A 20,475-nucleotide genomic window follows, 5' to 3' on the forward strand; every position below is an offset into this window, starting at 1 on the left:
AACGAAATTATTACAAACAATGTAAAGGATTTACTAAAATAAAGTTCAGAAAAATAGATGAAATGTAGGGCCATATGAGATAAAATAAGTTTAAAATCATTTATTGTGTTTATTCAGCACTTTGTATTTAAAATATAGGAGAGATGAAATAATGGGAAAGGTTTGTGTTTTTCAATGTTTGGATTATGAATATTCTTCAGTCAAAAAAGTTATTTATGATTGTCTAGATAATAGTGCAATGAGTAAAAAGCTTTTTAGGGGAGCAAAAGTGCTAATTAAGGCTAATCTTTTAATGAAAAAGCGCCCAGAGGATGCGGTGACTACAAACCCTATGGTTATTCAAACTATAGCAGAATATCTGATAGAGAGGGGTTGTACTGCCATTATTGGAGATTCTCCAGCAGGACCCTTTACTGTCCATGCTCTGAGAGAAATTTATAGGGCCTGTGGAATGGAATTGGCCGCGCAAAATTCTGGAGGACAATTAAACTATGATGTTGGATACAGTGAAGTAACTAGCGAAGGTGCTCTAAGGTTAAAAAGATTTGACCTTATAAATATTGTTTCGGAATGTGATTTTGTTATTTCCGCCGCCAAATTAAAGACTCATGGAATGATGACTTATACAGGAGCAGTTAAAAATCTCTTTGGGGTGATTCCAGGACTGACCAAGGCCAATTATCATTTTAAATTAATGGATAAAGATAACTTTGGCCATCATCTGATTGATATTGCAGAATATGTAAAGCCGGATTATAGCATTATTGATGCTATAGATTGTATGGAGGGAAATGGCCCCTCCAGTGGAATTAAACGTCATGTAGGGTTAATCCTTGGTGGAGATAATCCTTATGAGACCGATGTTGTAGCTGCAGATATTGCTTCTATAGATGAGAGGCTCATTCCCACCTTATATTTAGCTAGAGAGAGGAATTTACTTGATCAAGAGATAGAATTCGTGGGAGATGATTATAAACAAATGGCCATTCCTCCCTTTTTACTTCCTGATTCGACAGAGGTTACTTTTTTACCGAAAACTATGCCAAAGTGGTGGAAGGAATTTTTAATAAGAAAACTAAAGGCAAAACCAAAATTTATTCATGAAAAATGCATATCCTGCGGACATTGTATTCGAAATTGTCCTACCAAAATTATTACCATGAATGAAAACAATAAGCCGATAATGGATTTAAAAAAATGCATCAGCTGTTTTTGCTGCCATGAAGTGTGTCCAGATCATGCCATTGAGATAAAAAAGCCTTTATTATCTAGGATTCTAAAATAATATGTCTACAGATATGCATTATGGGTAAAATGAATATTTCCCTCTATCCTGGGTATCTAAAAAATAAAATAGTTTATGATAGAATGTAAATATCAAATATTATGGGATACAATATAAAATACAAAGGAGTGGTATTGTGGAATATAAAAAAATTGGGAATAAGTACATTGTAAGATTGAACATAGGGGAGGACATTGTTGAAACCTTAAAGACCTTCTGTACAGAACAACAAATTACCTTAGGTTGGGTCCAGGGTATAGGAGCAGTGGACAAAGCAAATTTAGGATTTTTCCAAGTAGAAACTAAGGAATACTATACCAAGGATTTTACTGGAGATTATGAAGTGACAAGTCTATTAGGAAATGTCACCACAAAAGATGGAGAAGTATATCTACATCTTCATATAACCCTATCGGATGAAGAGTATAAAACCTATGGAGGGCATCTAAACTCTGCGATTATCAGTGTGACAGGAGAAATTGTGATAGAGGCCATTGAAGGTACAGTGGAAAGACAGATGGATGAAGAGATTGGAATAAATCTATTTAAATTCAATTAGTTGTAGGAAAATTTCTGTCAAAGGCCCATAGCCAGCAATATGGGTCTTTGATATGTTAAAGATTAATCTATATTTAAAACTATATAAGCAAAGGTGGTGTACATCTAGTTTCTTGTAAAGATAGTCCAGTACCTATTTGGAAAACTAGATAATAGTGATGACAGAACAGGAATTTGCACAATTTTGGGAGATTTATGATAACTCTTTTCCCAAAACCGAAAAAAGAAGCCTAAAGGAACAAAAAAAGTTATTGAAAAACCATGATTACAAAGTAATACTTCATCGTGAGCAAGGAAAGATAATTGGATTTATTACCCTATGGAAATTAAAAACATTTTATTTTATCGAACATTTTGCCATAGGTAAGGAACATAGAAATAGGGGGATAGGGAAAGAAATAATAAAAAATGTAAAGGAAAAGTCTCAGTATCCTTTAATTTTAGAAGTAGAATTGCCAGAGGATTCTATAGCGAAAAGGCGTATAGGTTTTTATAAAAGATGTGGATTTTGCTATAATGATCACCCCTATATCCAGCCTTCTTATCAAAAAGGTGTAAAGCCCATAGAACTAAGTATTATGTCCTATCCCCACGCCATTTCTAAAAACACTTTTGAGCATGTACGAGATAAACTCTATTCTCAGGTTTATCAAATTGAAAATCACCAAGTTGGCAATTTATAGAGAGAGAAACCCCCAAATCGAAAAGACTCTTCCCGAAGAGTCTTTTCGATTTGGGGGTTTCTTCTTTAAACAAAAAGCTTACTTTACTTTTTCAGACCATTTTATAAAATTATCCACAACAGAATCTAAGAATTCAAGGGTAGGTTTATGGGTTAGATTTCCTTGATCATCCATTTTATCCTGAATACTTCCTATGAAGACTTCATTTTCTGGCAAGGTCAAGGTTGCTATTCCACCCGAATTCAAGATTTGTCTCAGATGCATTTGAGCTTTGACTGTACCTAGAGCTCCATAGGAAGCCCCTACAATCATGGTAGGTTTATGAGCCATGACTCTATCTACTCTGGAAAACCAATCAAGGGCATTTTTTAACACCCCTGGAATAGAGTGATTGTACTCTGGAGTAACGATGATTATGCCTTCGCTCTTTTTGATTTTTTCTTTAATATCGACAACTTCTTTAGGTGGATCTAATTCATTATCTTCATTATACATAGGAATGTCATTTAAGTACAAAACATCAATACTCAGTTTATCTTGGTAATGTTTTTTCATAAAGTTTGCTAGTTTTTTATTTTGAGATTTTTCACTAATACTGCCTACTATAGCCACTACATTCATATCTATACCTCCAAATTTATATTTTATTGTTACTACCTAATATACCCCAGAAAAAGGGAAATAATCTTAAACATCTCCTTATCTATCCTATTCAATGATATGATGGAAATATCCAAAAAAATTAAATTTTAGATAAATCCTGTAACATTTCAGCCTATATTGTGACTAATTGAGTGAAGGGGGAATTAAAATGAAAGAAATAGAAAACCTATATTTACTTTATAAAGATGACATTTATAGATATCTCTTGTCCTTAACTCATCATCCCCTTCATGCAGAAGATCTATTATCAGAGACCTTTGTAAGGGCAATAACCTCCATAGAAAATTTCAAAGGACATTCTTCCATAAAGACCTGGTTGTGTTCTATTGCAAGAAATTTATGGTTGCAAGATTTAAGAACCAAGAAAAACCTAGTAGAGTATAACGATCTTCTAGGTCTCTATGTAGGGGATAGTATATCGGAAAACATGATCACAAAGGAAATAGCCACAAGAATTAAAAATCTATTAAAGGAAAAGGACATTCGAACTCAGAAAATAGTGCAAATGAGAATAGAAGGATATAGTTTTAGTGAGATTGCCCAAAGGGTAAATATCAACGAAAATTCTGCAAGGGTGATTGATTTTCGTACTAAGAAATGGATTAGAAATATATTAGAAAAGGAGGGTTTTAGATGAAAATTCCTTGTAATATCATCTCAGATCTGATGCCTTTAGTAAAGGATGGAATTGCTAGCGAAGAGAGTATAAAAATAGTTCAGGAGCACATGGAAGAATGCGAAAAATGCAAATCGGATTTTCAAAGCTTTCAGGACTTGGCATTACAGGATTCTCAATCCCGGGATATGAAAATCATTTTTTCTATAAAAAGAAATATTTTTATTACTCAAATTAGTATTCTGATTATAGGAGCTATAGTAGGTGTAGCTCTTACTAACTCTATGGGAATGTTCTATAACTTCTTGATCATGCCGATTATTGGGGGAATTTCTTTTATAACTTTTAAAACAAAATGGCATAGGATTCCTCTAACTATCTTTCTTTTAAGCTATCTATGGCAGATCATAGATCTATCCCTATCCGAGGGATTTATGTGGGGGATTTTGTATGGAGGATTATTTTTAAGTTTGATCTATGGATGTTTAGTAGTCCTGGGTACCATTATTGCTATGCTCTTAAAATTTGCCTTTAAAAGAGAGGAAGATATCTCATGAAAAAATCAAAAACCTTAAAGATTGTTGCAGGGACAGTAGGAATATTGCTTATTCTAGCTATTCTTTTTATCACCAATGCCTTTGTGGGAAATCCATTATCTGCCATGATGGCCAATAGAGCAGCTCAAAGATATATAGATCAGCATTATGCATCTCTAGATTTAGAATTAGATAAGGCCACCTATAACTTTAAAGATGGGATGTATATGATCAGAGCAAAATCTACAACCAGTATTGATACTCATTTTTCTATATATTATGCAAGGGGAAAGGTACAAAGAGACGACTATGAAAACTATGTGTTGGACGGTTTTAATACCTGGGAAAGGCTTTCTAAGGAGTACTCTCATCTAGCAAAAGAGATTATTTCTAAAGAATTAGGCTATGAAGACAATAACACAATGGTCATCTATGATATGGATGAGCATGGAAATTATAGCAATCTTTTAGAGTTGGATATGAAATTTGACAAATCTTTACCTATAGACGCCGAGGTTACCCTAAGACTTGAATTGCAGAATCACTCTCTGGAAGAGATAACAAAAATAGTAACAAAGGCCCACAAAGCTTTTGTGAATGCGGGATGTCACTTTAACAAGTACGGATTATTTTCTGAAAGCAATAATACAATGATCATGATAGGCGAAATAACCCCTGAGGATATAGAGGGAGGGCAACTATTAGATTTATTAAAAGAAGCCCATAAACATCAGGAAGATGAAAATTACAAAGGAGATATTACGGTAGTGATTAGAAAAATTAAATAAGATGGGGATAAAAATAATGCAATAAGTGGAAATATAGTGTAAAATAAGATTAATTTTAGTGTTACAGAGAGGGCGTAGAGGCATGCAATATAAAATAAGACAAAAAATATTTAGTTTTGGGGATAATTTCACCATTAAGGATAATCAAGACCAAGATAGATATATTGTCAGAGGAAAAGTATTTGCCATTGGAGATAAATTAAAAATAGAAGATTTACAGGGGCATGAATTGATGTATATTGAACAAAAGGTATTTCGATTCTTACCGGAATATAGTATCTATTCATCAGGCCAACATTTAGCCACGGTAAAAAAGGAACTTACCTTCTTAAAACCAAGATTTAATATTAAAAGTATAATGGGCAACTTCCAAATCAGTGGAGATTTTTTCGGCCATGATTTTCAAATCCTAAAGAACAACCATCCTGTAGCATCGGTAAATAAAAAATGGCTTTCTTTTTCCGATACCTATATGGTAGAAATAAACGATAATGAAGATCAAGCCTTTATGTTGGCTTTAGTCATTGTTATTGATCAAGTACTTCATGATAATAATCAGAATAATAATTAGCAGGTTATCTTCTTGGGAAGATGACAAATTATGCTAGAGGAAATTAAAAATATAGAGATAAATAAGCTAATGAAGACAGAAGAAAGGTCTTCATTAGCTTATTTATTTGATAAAAAGGAAAATCAATCTTGATTATAAATATTATACAGGGGTAAATAGTGATAGGGCAATGTGTACGAGCAATTTAATGAAAAGAAAAGGTGGGATATTAAAATGATGTGGAAGGAAAAGTATAGAATTGATGTAGAATTAATTGATGAACAACATCAAGAGCTATTTAAACGGGTATCAGATTTTCTTCAAATTATTCAAAATGAGGATAGTTGGGAAGATAAGCTAGAGCAAGTAAAGGAAACTATGGCCTTTATGCAGGAATATGTAGTCGTACATTTTAATGAAGAGGAAATTTATCAAGAACAAATCAATTACCCTGATATTGAAATACATAAAGAAGCCCATGCTAAATTTAAAGAAGGGGTTAATGACTATGTGAAGATTTTTGAAGAAGAGGGTTTTAGCAAGGAAAAGATACAAGAATTTGGGGGTAAACTTATGACTTGGTTGATTATGCATGTGGGTAAAATGGATCAAAAAATAGGAGAGTATGTAAAAAGTAAAGGGGGGCAAGCCTAATGAAGGCAGAATATGCGAATTCCTTTTATAAGGCCACCAATGATGTATTTAAGTTGATGTTTGATATGGATCCCAAAAGAGGAAAGGTAGCAGTGGTAGAAGATATGGTAAGTAGTAAAGATGCCAGTGTAGTCCTTGGAGTGACGGGAGATTTACATGGGACAATTCTTTTTAGTTTTCCTAAGGATATGACCTTAGAGATGATTAAAATCATGTCCGGTATGGAAATAAATACCCTTGACAGTTTTGCCTCCTCTGCTTTAGGGGAAGTAGCCAATATTATTGGTGGAAATGCTTTAACCATTCTTACTGAGAATAATTACATCTGTGACATTGCACCGCCACAGATTTTTGTAGGAGAATATAAATCCTTTTCCATGGCCAATGAAAAAGCTCTATTATTGTCCTTGGTTACTCTTATTGGAGAATTTGATATTCATATATTTTTAAAGGAAAAGTAAACTCCTCTAGCGAAAACTGAACATCGACACTTCAGGTGGGGGATCCCCCACCTGAAGCAAAAACATTAGAAGCTCCACCTTATAAAAGGTGGAGGCTTAAAAAATGATAAACTATGAAATATAAAGAAAGATTTACCTTCTGAATTTTTTCATCTCTCTTTTGAAATTTCTTCTGGTTGATCCATACTTCTTTTGGTGCTTTAAGTAGTCGATAAAATCCTTTCCAAAGAAAAGAAAGAAGTTGATTAAAGACATAACCGTAGCTATCCTGACCCCCATGCTACCAAAAATCAAACTAATAATAAAATATCCCCAATTTAAATAGGCCAACCATTTGATTTTTACAGGGAGAATAAAAAATAATAAGATTTCCACATTGGGGAATAGATAGGCAAAGGCTAAAAACATGGATAAGTTTAGATAAATACTTGTACCAAAGCCTGTGATAAATGCAGCAATAATTGTACCTATAATCCCAAATAAATAATAAAGATTAAATTTGACAGTACCCCATTCACTTTCTAAAGTTGTTCCTATCATGTAATAAAAATACATCACAAAGGCAATCATGAAAATGGAGGCAGAAGGAGGGATAAAGATAAAGGTAATTACTCTCCAAATCTGTCCCTGCATCACCAAGTGTGGAATAAAAGCTAAATACTGATACAAGAATACAGGGAAAATATAATCTACAATATATACAGCGGAGGTTATTCCTATTATGTAGTACATAAGATTGGGGATTGCATAAGGACTAAGTTTTCTTTCAAGTTTTTGTAACCATCTCATATAAAAATCCTTTCCTTTCCTGTACTTAAGTTAATATGCTGTGCTAAAAATTATATCATAGCATACCCCCATTTTAAATGCTTATATTTTTTAAGGGATAAACAAGTATCTAAATTTTATAGTAGTCTATAGAGTAGATGTATTTGCAGAATAACTATGCTATAATTTTTTTGACAATAACGTTGGGGGGAAGGACATTATGTTTTTATTAGATACTTTTGAAATAGCAGGAACTGTAGCTTTTGCTATATCAGGGGCCCTTATTGGGATTAGAAAGGAATTGGATATATTTGGAGTAATTTTTTTGGCCATAACCACTGCTGTAGGTGGTGGGATATTTAGAGATGTATTTTTGGGGAAAACTCCTCCTATGGCTTTTGTTAAGCCTATATACTGTCTTATCAGTATACTTTCAGCTTTGCTTACCTTTATATTTCATAAAAAGATTCTTAAACTAAAAAATATTATATTGATATTTGATGCTATAGGATTAGGGGCCTTTACCGTCATTGGATCTACTACAGCTATGATAGGAAACATGGATAAACCTTTCCTTGTTATTTGTATGGGATTATTGACAGGGATAGGGGGTGGAATTTTAAGGGATGTTTTTGTTAAGGATATTCCTCTGGTATTTCAAAGGGAAATCTATGCCATAGCTTCTGTATTAGGATCTACCAGCTTATACTATACATACAACAACTTCAAAAGTATTTCTTCTTTATATATGTGCTTTATTATCACTTTTGCCATAAGAATGATTGCTGTTAAGTACAATTTAAATCTTCCTGTTTTAAAGTCTGGCATTCACCTAGAAGAGCATAAAGCTTGTGAAACAGAGGCATAAGGGATATCTTTTATCCTAAAAAAACAATGCCTTTTCTTAGAGAGAAAAGGCATTGTTTTTTAGCATTTTATATTAATCCGTAGGCCTCATTGATATCCAAGATAAACATTATTCCATTACCAGGTCTATCAATTTCTAGATGCTCTCTAATGGAAGATACAATATGATCAGTTTTTTCCTTCTCAGATATGACCATAATAATCTCCTTTTCAGGCTCGATTACCATGGAAAATAATTTGCTTTTTTCATGTATTCCTGAGCCTCTTCCATTGATGATCGTGCCCCCTTTAGAACCAGCAAGAACTGCTGCATCTATTACATTCTCAGCTTTTCCTCTATCTACAATAGTAAAAATAGCATCATACATTTTATTATCCGCACCTCTACTTTCCTTATTTTTATCATACTGGCATTTTTTAGAACCGAGAAAATTTACTACAGGGATAGAAAAAGCAATTCCATGATTTGGTTTTCTAAAGGCAAACTTTTCATTAAGTCCTTCCAATACTTTAGAAACCGTAGACTCTTCAATGATCATAAAGACAATCTCTTTTCGAATATCATTTAGAGCTAGGAATTCTAATATATGATTTTCCACTGTACCTCTACCTAATAAAATGGTACTTCCTGTCACACCAAATTTTTCTGCTGTTCTTACTATTTTACTCCCTAGACCAAAATTTACGATTACCACACATAGCTCATGATTGATTATATCCATAGTATTCATCATTTTATAAATCTCCTTTTACAGTTTTCATTTTAAAGATTAAACCTAAAACCTGCAAGGCTATTAGTGGAGTAAGGGCTACCATAGCAATGATACCAAAGCCGTCGATTAACACATTTGCACCTTCTGTTGCTTGGGCAACCCCCTGGGCAAAGGCTAAGATAAAGGTGGCAGTCATAGGTCCGGAAGCCACTCCCCCGGAGTCAAAGGCTATACCCACAAATAATGAGGGCACAAAATAAGACATAATGAGTGAAGCGATATATCCTGGAAGTAAATAATGCCATAATTGTATTTGAGGAATAAGGATTCTTATTATAGACAAAGCTACAGAAACACCAACCCCAATGGATAAAGCAAATAAAATAACCTTTCTTTTTATATATCCACTGGTTACACTTTCTATTTGATTTGTTAATACATATACGGCGGGTTCGGCTAATATGACCACTAAACCAATAATAAACCCAACCAATACTACGATGAGCTTATTGTCATAACTAGCCAAACTATGACCTACAATACTGCCTACTTCCATAAAACCTGCGTTCACCCCTACTAAAAAGAGGACCAGTCCAATAAAGGTATAAATTAGACCCTTCATTATTTTATACAAATTTCTCTTTGGTAATTTAATAGATAGATGATGAACAAACAAAAAGATAAGCAATAGGGGGAGCAATGCAAGGAAAACTTCCCATGCTACACCAGGAATTTGTTCTATAAAGTGACGAATAATAGAAGTTGAATGTAGGCTAGCTTGTTCTAGATTATCTGATATTTTATCGGATTTGGATAAAATACTCATGGCAAGTACAGATAAAATAGCACCGGAAGAAGCTATACCTACCAATCCAAAACTATCCTCCTCGGAGGCTTTTCCAGCCTTTAAAGAAGACACTCCTAATCCTAAAGCCAGCATAAAGGGGGTAGCCATAGCACCGGTGGTCGCGCCTGAGGCATCAAAGGATATGGCTAAAAATTCCGGACTTGCAAAGATTGCCAGGATAAAAATAATAAAATAGATGCCACTTAATAGCTTATTCAGGGGTTTATTAAATATGATTCTCAATAATCCTGTGGATAACATGAGGGCAATCCCTATGGATACCACAACCACGATAGTCAGTTTGCTGATTAATCCGGCAGTTGCTGTATTTACCTGTCCTGCAAGAATGTGTAGATCAGGTTCGGCAATAGAAATGAAAAATCCTAATATCAAACCTGCAACACCGACTATCCAAGCTTTATTGCTTTTTACTATAGAAGAGCCTAGATGGGTACCAATGGGGGTAATTCCCAAGTCTGCACCCAATAAAAAGATGGAGAGTCCGAGGATAATAAACAATCCCCCTAGTAAGAATCGATATACCATGTTGCTTTCCATAGGAGCAATTGTAAAATGAAGGATTAATACAATAAGCATAATCGGAAGAACTGCAAGCAAAACTTCTTTAAATTTTTCCATAAGAACGTTCAAAGTCATTCACTACCTTTCTTGATCAAAAAGTTTATATTTAAGTAATTTTTAGTGTATACATCTTTTATTGATACCCCCTTAACTCAATTTATAACCATTACTTATAGTATTAAGTATACAATAGATCGTCTATAATGAAAAATTTTGGGCTCTAAGTAAAGAACCTTCACTAATAAAAACTATCTATTGAGGATGAATATCTATAAAAATATTCAATAGTAAAATCCTTATAAATACATTGTTTGGGCCATTTATCTCTGATACACTATTGATGTCTGATGCAGATCAAATTTTTAACAAGATGATAAAAAGAATTCAATGAAGAAACGATATTTTAAGGGGGATTAGCCAGTGAGGCCAGAATTGATGACAGAAATAGAAGGTTTAAGAGGTGTAAATTCAGTAAAAATAAAGGAAGCCCATGAAGCAGGGAAAAAAGTAGTAGGAATGTATTGCGTATTTTCTCCCCAAGAGATTGCTTTGGCAGCGGACGCCATTAGTGTTACTCTTTGTGGCACCAGCAATGACCCAATAGAAGAAGCAGAAAAAGAACTCCCTAGGAATTTATGTCCACTGATTAAATCAAGTTATGGATTTGCCATCACGGATAAATGCCCTTATTTTTATTTCTCAGACGTATTATTGGCAGAGACTACTTGTGATGGAAAGAAAAAAATGTATGAATTAATGTCCAAATTAAAACCTATGCATATTATGAATTTGCCCCAAACAGCCCAAGGGGAAGAGGCTTTAACATTATGGAAAAAGGAAATGGTTTATTTTAAAGAGTTTTTAGAAAAGGAATTTGATGTAGAGATTACAGAGGATAAACTAAAAGAGGCTATTCAACTGATGAACAGAGAAAGAATAGCTATGAGACGTCTACATCAATTAAATGCTCATAAGCCTGCACCTATAACAGGAATGGATATGATGCTCGCCCAATGGCTTAAAGGGTTTAATGTAGATAAAGAAGCAGGAATAGACTTGATTGAAAGATTTATTGTAGAAGTTGAAGACCGTATGGAAAAGGGCATCTATGCCTTTGATGAAAATGCACCCCGTATATTATTAACGGGCTGTCCTATAGGTCTTGGCTCTGAAAAGGCCCTAAGAATATTGGAGGAATCTGGGGCCAGTGTAGTGGCACTAGAAAACTGTACAGGATACAAAGGACTAGATGTTCTTGTGGATGAAGAAAAGGATCCTATTGAAGCTTTGGCCGAAAAATATCTATCCACTCCCTGTTCCTGCATGACCAACAACAATGGAAGATTAGATTTAATTGAAAGATTAGTCAAGGAATATCAGGTAGATGGAGTTGTAGATTTAACATGGCAAGCGTGCCATACCTATAATATAGAGTCCTTTACAGTGAAAAACTTTGTAAGGGATGAATTAGACCTTCCATTCTTACAATTGGAAACTGATTATTCAGATTCTGATGTTGGTCAGATCAAAGTAAGGGTAGAAGCCTTCTTAGAAGGAATTAAATCATAAAAGGAGAGCCTGAGGCTCTCTTTTTATAATATAGAAAATTTGCCCTTGCTAGCAAGGAAGCAAATTTTCCTATATCACTAGAGCCGCTTTCTTATGTTAGAATAAATGATAGATAAGGAATGAAAAATAGATGCAGGAGGAATAACAGATGTATAGTGTTGGAATAGACGTGGGTTCAGTGGCAGCAAAGGCTGTTATATTCGATGGTAAAAATATTATAGCAAAGAAAATCACGCCCACAGGGTGGAGTCCCAAGGAATCAGGGCAACAATTGTTTGAAGAGATTATTGAAGTTAATGATATAAAAAGACAAGAGATTAAATCTATAGTTGGAACTGGCTATGGCAGGATCTCCCTGCCCTTTTTAGATCAAAAGGTGACAGAAATTACCTGTCATGGAAAAGGAGCATATTTTCTGGATGCCAGCATAAGGACGGTCATAGATATCGGAGGTCAGGATAGTAAGGTCATAAGTCTAGATTCCAAAGGAAATGTTATTGACTTTTTAATGAATGATAAATGCGCGGCGGGTACAGGAAAGTTTTTGCAAGTGATGGCCCATGCTTTAGAAATAGAAGTGGGAGAGCTTTCAACGATTGCCCAGGGTGTGGAGGCTCAGACCATAAGTAGCATGTGCACGGTATTTGCTGAATCTGAAATTATCAGTTTGATGGCAGAGGGTGCCTCTAAGGAAAGTATTGCAGCGGGATTACTTCAATCGGTATGTAGTAAGGCCTATACATTAGCCAGTAAGGTAGGGGTAAAAGAAAAAGTTTTTTTCTCTGGAGGAGTATCGAAAAATCCTTTGCTAAAAGATTTATTAAGCAAAAAACTTCATACAGAAGTTATCTCATCTGAATTTTCCCAGTATTTAGGGGCAATTGGTGCTGCGGTTATTGGTTATAAAAAATAATTTTTTTTTCTGTAATTATCTGTTGACCTTGACGTAAGGTAAAGGTGTATATTATAGGAGAAAGGAGGTTTTCCCATGGAGTACACGGTGCAAAAATTAGCTAAATTAGCAGGTGTTAGTAATAGGACCCTAAGATATTATGATCAAATAGGCATTTTAAAACCAGCAAGAATAAATTCCTCGGGCTATAGGATATATGGTGAAAAAGAAATTGATCAATTACAGCAGATATTGTTTTATAGAGAGCTAGGAGTAAGCCTACAAATAATAAAGGAAATCATAATCTCACCTGGCTTTGACTATAGAAAAGCACTGGAAGAACACCATAAAACGCTCCTTGAACAGAAAGAACGATTAGATGTATTAATAGCCAATGTGGAAAAAACCATTGGACTGAAAGAAGGGAGAAATACAATGAGCGATAGAGAAAAATTTGAAGGGTTTAAAAAGCGAGTAGTTGAGGAAAACGAGAAAAAATATGGGAAAGAAATTCGAGAAAAATACGGGGAGGACACAATTGATAAGTCCAATGCCAAGATGATGAATATGACTGAGGAACAGTATAGGGATTTTAAAAAACTAGAGGAAGAAATTTCATCTACCTTAGCAGAGGCATTTCAAAGTGGTGACCCAGCAGGTCCTTTAGCCCAAAAAGTAGCTGATTTGCATAAACAGTGGCTCAGTTACACCTGGAATCAATATAGTAAGGCAGCCCATGCTGGTCTTGCCCAGATGTACGTAGAAGATGAAAGATTTAGAGCATACTATGATAAAGAACAACCCGGTATAGCAGAATTTTTGAGGGACGCTATTTTAATTTATACAGGGATGTAGAAAGAAGAAAGACAAAAATTTCAACTGGATTTTAACTCCAAAGACCAATTCTGGGGAGAACCCCCTGTTGAATTGGTCTTTTTTTCCTGCATTTTTCTTGATTATACTTGTGGGGGTGGGGTATCTAGGAGCTTACGGGATAAAAGGAAGTGTTAAAATAATAACTTTTAAGTATACACAAAGAAAACAAGAAAATGTATTGACAATCGTTTACATAGCCTATAGAATCTAAATATGAAATAAAATTAAAACAGTGAGAAAAGTTGCAGGTGTGAGATGAAAAATTATAGAAATATAAGGTTAATGGTAAAATGTTCTAAGATGTACTATGAAGAAAACATGAATCAAATAGAAATTGGGAAAAAATTAGGGGTTTCTAAGGCCACCATTTCCAGAATACTTACTTCTGCCCGGAAGGAAGGTATTGTGAAGATTAGTGTAGTCAATCCATTATCCCATGAGAATCTTGAAATAGAAAAGGAATTAGAGAAGTTATTTGGACTGCAGGAGGTAGTCGTCGTTCAAGTAGCAAGCAATGATATCGAGGATATAAAAAAGTCCATAGCTCGAGAGGCTGCATATATCCTAGAAAGAATATTGAAACCCCAAATGCTTATAGGAGTGGGGAATGGCTCTACCCTAGAAAAAGTTTCTCAGTATGTTGAAAATTACAAAAGTAATGATTTTACTTTTGTGCCCATGGTGGGAGGAAATGGACAAATTAATGCAAATATTCAATCCAATAATATCGCCCAAAGCTTTGCAAAATCTTTTAAGGCCCATTATAAGATATTGCACGCTCCTGCTATGGTGAAGAGTTTAGAGATTAAAGAAAGCTTTATACAGGATTCTGGTATTAGATCCATATTAAACCTAACAGAAAAACTAGATGTGGGCATAGTGGGGATAGGTTCATCAGATCTAGAAACGACGGTAAGAATACTTACAGAATATATTAGCCAAGAGGAATTGTTAGATTTAAGGAAAAAAGGTGCTGTGGCCGATATTTGCAACAAGTTCATGGACAGTCAGGGTAAAGGAGATTTTGAAGTCAATGAAAATGTCATTGGTATTGATTTGGAAGATTTAATCAAAATTCCCTGTGTCATAGGTGTAGCGGGCCATAGTAAAAAATCCGATGCCATTATAAGTGCTATAAAATCAGGTTTAATCAATATCTTGGTTACCGATTATGACACTGCAAATATCATCTTAAAAAAGAGAAAGGAAGAGATTTATGGGTAGAATTGCGGTCATTATATTATTAGCATTTTTTCTTCAAACCCTACTTACCATCCTTCAAATTAAAAGCTACCAAAAAAATCTTTCTGAGATGGTGAGGCAGGGGAAAATTATTATAGGTAGGGAAAAAGGGATGCTAAGCTCCGGATGCGTAGTACTTATACGAATAGATGATGATTTTCAAGTGCTAGAAACCCGTTATATGAAAGGAATAACCGTATTTAACAGATTTAAGCTCTATGAAGAGATTAATGGGAAAAATGTATTAAATTCAGAACTATGGCTAAAGGACATAAAACATAAACGGATACGTAATGCCATTAATAATGCCATTGAGATTATGTACGAAAAACTCAACTATAGTGAGGAAGTAGAAGGGTCTATATAGGAAGAGTTTATTTAACAGGTAATTACCTGTTAAAATATAAAAAAAAGGGGGAATTTAAAAATGGATTTTTTGGCTAAATTAGCAGAAGGCTTTATTGGCTTATTCGAAGCCGGCGGGGAAAACTTTATGGGCCTCGTCACAGGTATTATACCTACCTTAGTTGTTTTGATCACATTTGTTAACTCCATTGTACAATTGGTAGGACAAGAAAAGGTGGAAAATTTTGCGAGAAAGACAACGAAATATGCGATTACTAGATATACAATTTTCCCAATCATGGCAGTATTTTTCTTAACCAATCCAATGGCCTACACCTTTGGAAGATTCTTAGAAGAAAAATACAAACCACCTTTTATTGATGCGGCATTATCCTTTGTTCATCCTATCACGGGTCTCTTTCCTCATGCTAATGCTGCTGAGCTTTTCGTATGGATAGGGATTTCAGACGGTGTTATTAAGGCTGGATATCCTACAGGGGACTTAGCTGTAAGATACTTCTTATCTGGTATTGTAGTTATTTTCCTTAGAGGAATTATAACTGAAAAAATCTATTTTGCAATGACTAAGAAGGGATCATCCAAGAAAGGAGTGACTGCATAATGGGATACAATGCGATTCGAATCGAAAAAGGTTCTAAAGGTTGGGGAGGCCCCCTTGTCATTAAGCCAGAGGGGAAAAGAACCAAAGTTGTTTGCGTTACAGGTGGAGGAATTGTACCAGTGGCGAAAAAAATAGCTGAATTATCTGGTTGTACTATTGTTGATGGTTTTAAAACAACTGTTCCTGATGATGAGATATTTGTAGCCGTTGTAGACTGTGGAGGTACTGCCAGGTGTGGCGTTTATCCTCAAAAGAAAGTATATACAGTGAACTTAACTCCAGTTGGGCAGTCAGGTCCTTTAGCAAAATTTATTACAGAGGATATTTATGTTTCAGGTGTAAAATTAGAAAACATTACATTGGCAGAAGAAGATGCAACGGTTAGAACAGGCCATGTGGAAGAAATCGTTTTTGAAGAGGAAGAACCAGAAGTAGAAGAAAAGACCAATATTATTACCCGAATTGGTAAGGTCATGGGTGGAGTAATGGGTAAGTTCTTTGCAGCAGGGAAAGAAACCATGAACATGGTTATTAATAATATCTTGCCTTTCATGGCTTTTGTTTCAATGCTTGTTGGTATTATTACAGCCTCCGGTGCTGGAGACTGGATTGCAAAGACATTGACTCCTATTGCAGGTAGTTTGCCAGGACTAGTTGTATTAGCTTTAATATGTGCTATTCCTATATTATCACCGGTTCTAGGACCTGGAGCAGTTATTGCACAAGTTGTTGGGGTTTTCGTTGGTGTAGAAATTGGAAAGGGAACTATTCCTGTAGCCTATGCGCTTCCAGCATTATATGGAATTAACGCCCAAGTTGGTTGTGATTTCTTCCCAGTAGCTTTAAGCATGGCAGAAGCAGAACCAGAAACCGTTGAAATCGGTGTACCTGCTATATTATTTTCAAGATTGATTACCGGTCCCCTTGCAGTAGTGATCGCTTGGGTATTCAGTATAGGTATGTTTTAAAATAAAATGTAGCACGATGCACATCGTGCTACATTTTTGCATATTCCATTTGAAGGAGGAGAAGAAATGAAATACAACGTAAGAATTACAGATATGGGAGGGCTTGTGCCAGAATTTTTAAAGGAAAAAATGGTGATTATTTTTAATGACAATGCCCCTCCAGAACTAGCAGAAATTTCGGTAACACATGAAGTAGGAGAACTAGTTGGGGAAGTGTTGGTAGGAGATAAATGGATATTTTGTGATAATGAATATGAGGTAACTGCAGTAGGAGAAGAGGCCAACTATACCCTAAGAACATTGGGCCATTGTAGTCTAGTATTTGATGGGGCGGATACTGCGCAATTACCAGGTACTATTCATTTAAAAGGAGAGAAAGATCCCGATATTGTTATCGGTAAAAATATAGTCATAAAATCATTTTAGCCTATATATTAGGGGGTTGATAACTATCATACAAAGCATCATTGAAAGGAGCCTACAAATGAATGAAATAAAGAATATAAAATGTTTTTTATTGGATATGGACGGCACCATATATTTAGGCAATCAATTAATAGATGGGGCTAAGGAATTTTTAGAAAAGTTAAAAGAAAATGAAACCCGGTATATTTTTTTGACCAATAATTCCTCTAAGGATAAGCATGCTTATATAGAGAAGTTGAGTCATTTAGGAGTTTCTGCCGAGGAAGAGGATGTTTTTTCCTCAGGGGATGCCACGATACACTACATTAAAAGATACACAAAGTATAAAAAATTATTTTTATTAGGTACTCCCGCCCTAGAGCGTTCCTTTGAAAAAGCTGGTTTTGAATTAGTAAAACAGGGGGGGCAGGAGATAGATTGTGTAGTTTTAGGGTTTGATACCACATTAACCTATGACAAACTATGGGCCGCCTGTGATTATGTTAAGCAATACCCTTTTATCGCTACCCATCCAGACTTCGTTTGTCCCTTAGAAGACAATAAAAATATGCCGGATATTGGGGCAATGATTGCCTTTATCAAGGCAGCCACAGGGAAAGAACCCCTTATCATTGGGAAACCCTATGAGCATATGTTGAATGCTATCATGGATATTTATCATTATCAAAAAGAAGACATGGCCATGGTGGGAGATAGACTTTATACGGATATTAAAATGGGCTTTGACCTAGGAATTAAATCTTTTCTTGTTCTATCCGGAGAAACAACGTTGGAAGATTATAAACAATCAAACATAGAAGCTAGCTATATTATGGATTCAGTAAAGGAGATTATAAAACATATATAGAAAGAGGGATCATGATGACCAATTATAATGATTTATTAAACAAAGAGATTACTTGTGCTTGTGGTAGGACCCACTTCGTCCCTATAAAAGATGTAGACTTTGATTTTACTGAAGAAAAACTATCTAAAATATGCAAGGAATTTATCCCAGGGAAAAATATACTTGTTGTTGGGGATAAACATACCCATGAACAAATCAATCAAAAAATCTTTGATACCCTAAAAGCTAATGAATTTAATGCAGCTATGCTAGAATTTGATGAAAAAAAATTAATTCCCGATGAAAAGGCTATAGGAACAATTCTCATGAGCACGGATAGAGAGATTGACGGTATAGTATCTGTAGGCTCTGGCACAATTAACGATTTAAATAGGTTAGTTGGAGATCGAATGAAAATCCCCGTAATTACTATAGCTACTGCCCCCTCTATGGATGGTTATGCCTCTTCGGGGTCCTCTCTAATGTTTAAAGGAGTCAAAAAAACCATAAAAGGCTCTACGGTAACAGCTATTTACGGGGATATAGAGGTAATAAAAAATTGCCCTTATGATCTCATACAAGCAGGCTTTGGAGATATTATCGGGAAAAAGACTTCCTTAGCTGATTGGGTATTATCAAAGCATATCACTGGAGAATACTGGTGTGATAAAACAGTGAAGTTGGTAGAGGAATCCACAGATATATGTATTCGAGAGGCAGAAAAAATTGCCCAAAGAGATACCGAAGCTATAGGTCATCTTATTGATGCATTGACTTTATCAGGAATATGTATGTCTTTAGTAGATGATACCAGGCCCGCCTCTGGTTCTGAACATTTGGTATCTCATTATTTAGTGATGAAAGCGGTGGAAAAAGGAGAATTACCACCATCTCATGGTAGGACTGTCGCTATTGGTACCCTTATAAGTACTCTTTTATATAAATTTTTATTTGAAACAAAAGAATTTACAGAATTAGAAAATAGTGAAAAAATAAAAGAAGATCTTATGAAGTATTTGCCTAAGGAAGAGAAAGTAAAAACCTGGCTAACAACTTTGGATTTATCTTACCATCCAAGTGATTATGGTATGACTCCAGAGTTATTAAGAGAGATTGTACTTAAGGCAGGTTTTATTAGAGATAGATATACAGTATTTAGGTTATTAGATTCCTTAAAATTATTGGATAGGGCTGCAGATTATTTAATCAATTATTTTTATAAGTAAAATATAAGCTACTCTATTCAAAAATAAAAAAGGATTTAGTGATTGAATGTCTAATATATACTACACAAGGAAAAACAATGAGTTGACATAAAAGATATGAGGAAAAGGATATTGTAGGGAGAAGAGGAGAAGGAAATGGATGATAAGTATTTTGATTCACTAGCAGAAGTTGTGAAAACCTTTTTGAAATTTTCTAAGAATTGTTTAAGGGAGGGCATTATTAGTCAAGAGATATATATGGATATTACTGCCAATAAGAAACAATTTATAAGAGAAACTCTAAATCAATAATTTTCGTTATTGGTCATTACTTTAAAAAGTAGGGGATAGAATGAAATTTATCAATCAAAAAGTATTACCAGCCATCACAAATATGAGAGATTATGAGAAATTTCTACAGACTTCTTTTCCCTATTGTATAATTATGGATTTTCACATTGCGCAATTAAGACCTATTGCATCTCTGGCAGAAAAACACAATAAAAATCTCATCATTCATGTAGATTTAATTCATGGCTTAAACAGTGATGAATATGCGGCAGAATATCTATGCCAAGAATTAAAATTAGAAGGCTTAATTTCTACTCGTACAAGTGTGATTCATATTGCCAAGAAAAAGAAAAAAATTGCCATTCAAAGAATTTTCTTAATTGACCACCAATCCTTAGACAAAAGCTACCGCTTATTAGAAAAGTCGCAACCGGATTATATAGAGGTACTGCCAGGATTAATCCCTAGAATGATTACAGAAGTAAGAGAAAAAACCAATATACCCATTATTACAGGAGGACTAATCACAACCCCAAAGGACATTGATCGGGCGTTGCAGGCAGGTGCAAAGGGTGTTACGACATCCTATAGAGAACTTTGGAAATTAAATAATGAATTATAATAGGCAAGACAGTGGCTAAT

Annotated in this window: 26 protein-coding genes; 22 read left to right on the forward strand and 4 right to left on the reverse strand. The window is 34.7% G+C overall.

Annotated elements, in window-relative coordinates; all coding sequences use genetic code 11:
• Positions 1-151 precede the first annotated feature (151 nt).
• The 3 genes from NSA47_RS00855 (at position 152) to NSA47_RS00865 (ending at position 2,526) form a co-directional block, all read left to right on the forward strand.
• The gene (locus NSA47_RS00855) at positions 152-1,285 is read left to right on the forward strand and encodes a DUF362 domain-containing protein (RefSeq protein ID WP_257528942.1); all 1,134 of its coding nucleotides are present in this window, start codon (positions 152-154) and stop codon (positions 1,283-1,285) included.
• 136 nt (positions 1,286-1,421) lie between these two features.
• On the forward strand, positions 1,422-1,844 hold the full coding sequence (locus NSA47_RS00860; protein WP_257528943.1) for a PPC domain-containing DNA-binding protein: 423 nt from the start codon (positions 1,422-1,424) through the stop codon (positions 1,842-1,844).
• Between the two features lie 157 nt (positions 1,845-2,001).
• The gene (locus NSA47_RS00865) at positions 2,002-2,526 is read left to right on the forward strand and encodes a GNAT family N-acetyltransferase (protein ID WP_257528944.1); all 525 of its coding nucleotides are present in this window, start codon (positions 2,002-2,004) and stop codon (positions 2,524-2,526) included.
• A gap of 78 nt (positions 2,527-2,604) precedes the next feature.
• Here the strand turns inward: NSA47_RS00865 and NSA47_RS00870 are convergent, their stop codons facing one another.
• Entirely contained in the window at positions 2,605-3,147 is a 543-nt protein-coding gene (locus NSA47_RS00870) for an NADPH-dependent FMN reductase (RefSeq protein ID WP_257528945.1), read from the reverse strand.
• Between the two features lie 190 nt (positions 3,148-3,337).
• Between NSA47_RS00870 and NSA47_RS00875 the strand changes: the two genes are divergently transcribed.
• The 6 genes from NSA47_RS00875 (at position 3,338) to NSA47_RS00900 (ending at position 6,794) form a co-directional block, all read left to right on the forward strand.
• Positions 3,338-3,826 carry an RNA polymerase sigma factor gene (locus tag NSA47_RS00875; RefSeq protein WP_257528946.1) on the forward strand — a complete coding sequence of 163 codons (489 nt, stop codon included), beginning with the start codon at positions 3,338-3,340 and terminating at the stop codon, positions 3,824-3,826.
• Positions 3,823-4,362, forward strand: a complete 540-nt coding sequence (locus NSA47_RS00880; protein WP_257528947.1) for a zf-HC2 domain-containing protein — start codon at positions 3,823-3,825, stop codon at positions 4,360-4,362. Before NSA47_RS00875 ends, NSA47_RS00880 begins: the two co-directional genes overlap by 4 nt.
• Positions 4,359-5,129 (forward strand): YfjL-like protein, encoded by a 771-nt coding sequence (locus NSA47_RS00885; RefSeq protein WP_257528948.1) that lies wholly within the window; start codon positions 4,359-4,361, stop codon positions 5,127-5,129. Before NSA47_RS00880 ends, NSA47_RS00885 begins: the two co-directional genes overlap by 4 nt.
• Positions 5,130-5,211: 82 nt before the next feature.
• Positions 5,212-5,700, forward strand: a complete 489-nt coding sequence (locus tag NSA47_RS00890) for an LURP-one-related/scramblase family protein (protein ID WP_257528949.1) — start codon at positions 5,212-5,214, stop codon at positions 5,698-5,700.
• 213 nt (positions 5,701-5,913) lie between these two features.
• Positions 5,914-6,333: a bacteriohemerythrin gene (locus NSA47_RS00895; RefSeq protein ID WP_257528950.1), complete on the forward strand. Its 420-nt coding sequence runs from the start codon at positions 5,914-5,916 to the stop codon at positions 6,331-6,333.
• A complete protein-coding gene (locus tag NSA47_RS00900) occupies positions 6,333-6,794 on the forward strand; it encodes a chemotaxis protein CheX (protein ID WP_257528951.1) in 462 nt (153 codons plus the stop codon). The genes NSA47_RS00895 and NSA47_RS00900 overlap by 1 nt, the downstream gene beginning before the upstream one ends.
• Positions 6,795-6,926: 132 nt before the next feature.
• On the opposite strand, the gene NSA47_RS00905 is transcribed toward NSA47_RS00900, so the two are convergent.
• Positions 6,927-7,583, reverse strand: coding sequence for a rhomboid family intramembrane serine protease (locus NSA47_RS00905; protein WP_257528952.1), 657 nt, complete (start codon positions 7,581-7,583; stop codon positions 6,927-6,929).
• 199 nt (positions 7,584-7,782) lie between these two features.
• Between NSA47_RS00905 and NSA47_RS00910 the strand changes: the two genes are divergently transcribed.
• Positions 7,783-8,430: a trimeric intracellular cation channel family protein gene (locus tag NSA47_RS00910; RefSeq protein ID WP_257528953.1), complete on the forward strand. Its 648-nt coding sequence runs from the start codon at positions 7,783-7,785 to the stop codon at positions 8,428-8,430.
• Positions 8,431-8,497: 67 nt separating this feature from the next.
• On the opposite strand, the gene NSA47_RS00915 is transcribed toward NSA47_RS00910, so the two are convergent.
• Positions 8,498-9,163 (reverse strand): P-II family nitrogen regulator, encoded by a 666-nt coding sequence (locus tag NSA47_RS00915; protein WP_257528954.1) that lies wholly within the window; start codon positions 9,161-9,163, stop codon positions 8,498-8,500.
• A gap of 1 nt (position 9,164) precedes the next feature.
• A complete protein-coding gene (locus NSA47_RS00920) occupies positions 9,165-10,640 on the reverse strand; it encodes a DUF1538 domain-containing protein (protein ID WP_257528955.1) in 1,476 nt (491 codons plus the stop codon).
• 351 nt (positions 10,641-10,991) lie between these two features.
• On the opposite strand from NSA47_RS00920, the gene NSA47_RS00925 reads away from it, so the two are divergent.
• The 12 genes from NSA47_RS00925 (at position 10,992) to NSA47_RS00980 (ending at position 20,455) form a co-directional block, all read left to right on the forward strand.
• Positions 10,992-12,140, forward strand: a complete 1,149-nt coding sequence (locus NSA47_RS00925; protein WP_257528956.1) for a double-cubane-cluster-containing anaerobic reductase — start codon at positions 10,992-10,994, stop codon at positions 12,138-12,140.
• A gap of 148 nt (positions 12,141-12,288) precedes the next feature.
• The gene (locus NSA47_RS00930) at positions 12,289-13,053 is read left to right on the forward strand and encodes an acyl-CoA dehydratase activase (RefSeq protein ID WP_257528958.1); all 765 of its coding nucleotides are present in this window, start codon (positions 12,289-12,291) and stop codon (positions 13,051-13,053) included.
• 75 nt (positions 13,054-13,128) lie between these two features.
• A complete protein-coding gene (locus NSA47_RS00935) occupies positions 13,129-13,887 on the forward strand; it encodes a MerR family transcriptional regulator (RefSeq protein WP_257528959.1) in 759 nt (252 codons plus the stop codon).
• Between the two features lie 276 nt (positions 13,888-14,163).
• On the forward strand, positions 14,164-15,132 hold the full coding sequence (locus NSA47_RS00940) for a sugar-binding transcriptional regulator (protein WP_257528960.1): 969 nt from the start codon (positions 14,164-14,166) through the stop codon (positions 15,130-15,132).
• Complete coding sequence (locus tag NSA47_RS00945) at positions 15,125-15,517, forward strand: transcriptional regulator GutM (RefSeq protein ID WP_257528961.1); 393 nt, start codon at positions 15,125-15,127, stop codon at positions 15,515-15,517. The genes NSA47_RS00940 and NSA47_RS00945 overlap by 8 nt, the downstream gene beginning before the upstream one ends.
• Positions 15,518-15,577: 60 nt before the next feature.
• Entirely contained in the window at positions 15,578-16,117 is a 540-nt protein-coding gene (gene srlA, locus NSA47_RS00950; RefSeq protein ID WP_257528962.1) for a PTS glucitol/sorbitol transporter subunit IIC, read from the forward strand.
• The gene (srlE, locus tag NSA47_RS00955; RefSeq protein ID WP_308933658.1) at positions 16,114-17,085 is read left to right on the forward strand and encodes a PTS glucitol/sorbitol transporter subunit IIB; all 972 of its coding nucleotides are present in this window, start codon (positions 16,114-16,116) and stop codon (positions 17,083-17,085) included. Before srlA ends, srlE begins: the two co-directional genes overlap by 4 nt.
• Before the next feature lie 66 nt (positions 17,086-17,151).
• On the forward strand, positions 17,152-17,511 hold the full coding sequence (locus tag NSA47_RS00960; protein ID WP_257528964.1) for a PTS glucitol/sorbitol transporter subunit IIA: 360 nt from the start codon (positions 17,152-17,154) through the stop codon (positions 17,509-17,511).
• 58 nt (positions 17,512-17,569) lie between these two features.
• Positions 17,570-18,358 (forward strand): HAD-IIA family hydrolase, encoded by a 789-nt coding sequence (locus tag NSA47_RS00965; RefSeq protein WP_257528965.1) that lies wholly within the window; start codon positions 17,570-17,572, stop codon positions 18,356-18,358.
• 14 nt (positions 18,359-18,372) lie between these two features.
• On the forward strand, positions 18,373-19,563 hold the full coding sequence (locus NSA47_RS00970) for a sn-glycerol-1-phosphate dehydrogenase (protein WP_257528966.1): 1,191 nt from the start codon (positions 18,373-18,375) through the stop codon (positions 19,561-19,563).
• A 135-nt stretch (positions 19,564-19,698) separates the two neighbouring features.
• Positions 19,699-19,854, forward strand: a complete 156-nt coding sequence (locus NSA47_RS00975) for a hypothetical protein (protein WP_257528967.1) — start codon at positions 19,699-19,701, stop codon at positions 19,852-19,854.
• A gap of 40 nt (positions 19,855-19,894) precedes the next feature.
• A complete protein-coding gene (locus NSA47_RS00980) occupies positions 19,895-20,455 on the forward strand; it encodes a glycerol-3-phosphate responsive antiterminator (RefSeq protein WP_257528968.1) in 561 nt (186 codons plus the stop codon).
• Positions 20,456-20,475 lie beyond the last annotated feature (20 nt).

The sequence above is a fragment of the Irregularibacter muris genome (assembly GCF_024622505.1).
In the GTDB taxonomy this organism is placed as follows: Bacteria; Bacillota; Clostridia; order Eubacteriales; family Garciellaceae; genus Irregularibacter; species Irregularibacter muris.

Coding starts and splice junctions, on each gene's coding strand:
- srlA (WP_257528962.1), top strand. CDS start 15,578: ATGGATTTTTTGGCTAAATTAGCAGAAGGCTTTATTGGCTTATTCGAA.
- NSA47_RS00900 (WP_257528951.1), top strand. CDS start 6,333: ATGAAGGCAGAATATGCGAATTCCTTTTATAAGGCCACCAATGATGTA.
- NSA47_RS00930 (WP_257528958.1), top strand. CDS start 12,289: ATGTATAGTGTTGGAATAGACGTGGGTTCAGTGGCAGCAAAGGCTGTT.
- NSA47_RS00970 (WP_257528966.1), top strand. CDS start 18,373: ATGACCAATTATAATGATTTATTAAACAAAGAGATTACTTGTGCTTGT.
- NSA47_RS00885 (WP_257528948.1), top strand. CDS start 4,359: ATGAAAAAATCAAAAACCTTAAAGATTGTTGCAGGGACAGTAGGAATA.
- NSA47_RS00915 (WP_257528954.1), bottom strand. CDS start 9,163: ATGATGAATACTATGGATATAATCAATCATGAGCTATGTGTGGTAATC.
- NSA47_RS00960 (WP_257528964.1), top strand. CDS start 17,152: ATGAAATACAACGTAAGAATTACAGATATGGGAGGGCTTGTGCCAGAA.
- NSA47_RS00965 (WP_257528965.1), top strand. CDS start 17,570: ATGAATGAAATAAAGAATATAAAATGTTTTTTATTGGATATGGACGGC.
- NSA47_RS00975 (WP_257528967.1), top strand. CDS start 19,699: ATGGATGATAAGTATTTTGATTCACTAGCAGAAGTTGTGAAAACCTTT.
- NSA47_RS00910 (WP_257528953.1), top strand. CDS start 7,783: ATGTTTTTATTAGATACTTTTGAAATAGCAGGAACTGTAGCTTTTGCT.
- NSA47_RS00875 (WP_257528946.1), top strand. CDS start 3,338: ATGAAAGAAATAGAAAACCTATATTTACTTTATAAAGATGACATTTAT.
- NSA47_RS00880 (WP_257528947.1), top strand. CDS start 3,823: ATGAAAATTCCTTGTAATATCATCTCAGATCTGATGCCTTTAGTAAAG.
- NSA47_RS00940 (WP_257528960.1), top strand. CDS start 14,164: ATGAAAAATTATAGAAATATAAGGTTAATGGTAAAATGTTCTAAGATG.
- NSA47_RS00980 (WP_257528968.1), top strand. CDS start 19,895: ATGAAATTTATCAATCAAAAAGTATTACCAGCCATCACAAATATGAGA.
- NSA47_RS00870 (WP_257528945.1), bottom strand. CDS start 3,147: ATGAATGTAGTGGCTATAGTAGGCAGTATTAGTGAAAAATCTCAAAAT.
- NSA47_RS00935 (WP_257528959.1), top strand. CDS start 13,129: ATGGAGTACACGGTGCAAAAATTAGCTAAATTAGCAGGTGTTAGTAAT.
- NSA47_RS00890 (WP_257528949.1), top strand. CDS start 5,212: ATGCAATATAAAATAAGACAAAAAATATTTAGTTTTGGGGATAATTTC.
- NSA47_RS00905 (WP_257528952.1), bottom strand. CDS start 7,583: ATGAGATGGTTACAAAAACTTGAAAGAAAACTTAGTCCTTATGCAATC.
- NSA47_RS00855 (WP_257528942.1), top strand. CDS start 152: ATGGGAAAGGTTTGTGTTTTTCAATGTTTGGATTATGAATATTCTTCA.
- NSA47_RS00945 (WP_257528961.1), top strand. CDS start 15,125: ATGGGTAGAATTGCGGTCATTATATTATTAGCATTTTTTCTTCAAACC.
- NSA47_RS00865 (WP_257528944.1), top strand. CDS start 2,002: ATGACAGAACAGGAATTTGCACAATTTTGGGAGATTTATGATAACTCT.
- NSA47_RS00895 (WP_257528950.1), top strand. CDS start 5,914: ATGATGTGGAAGGAAAAGTATAGAATTGATGTAGAATTAATTGATGAA.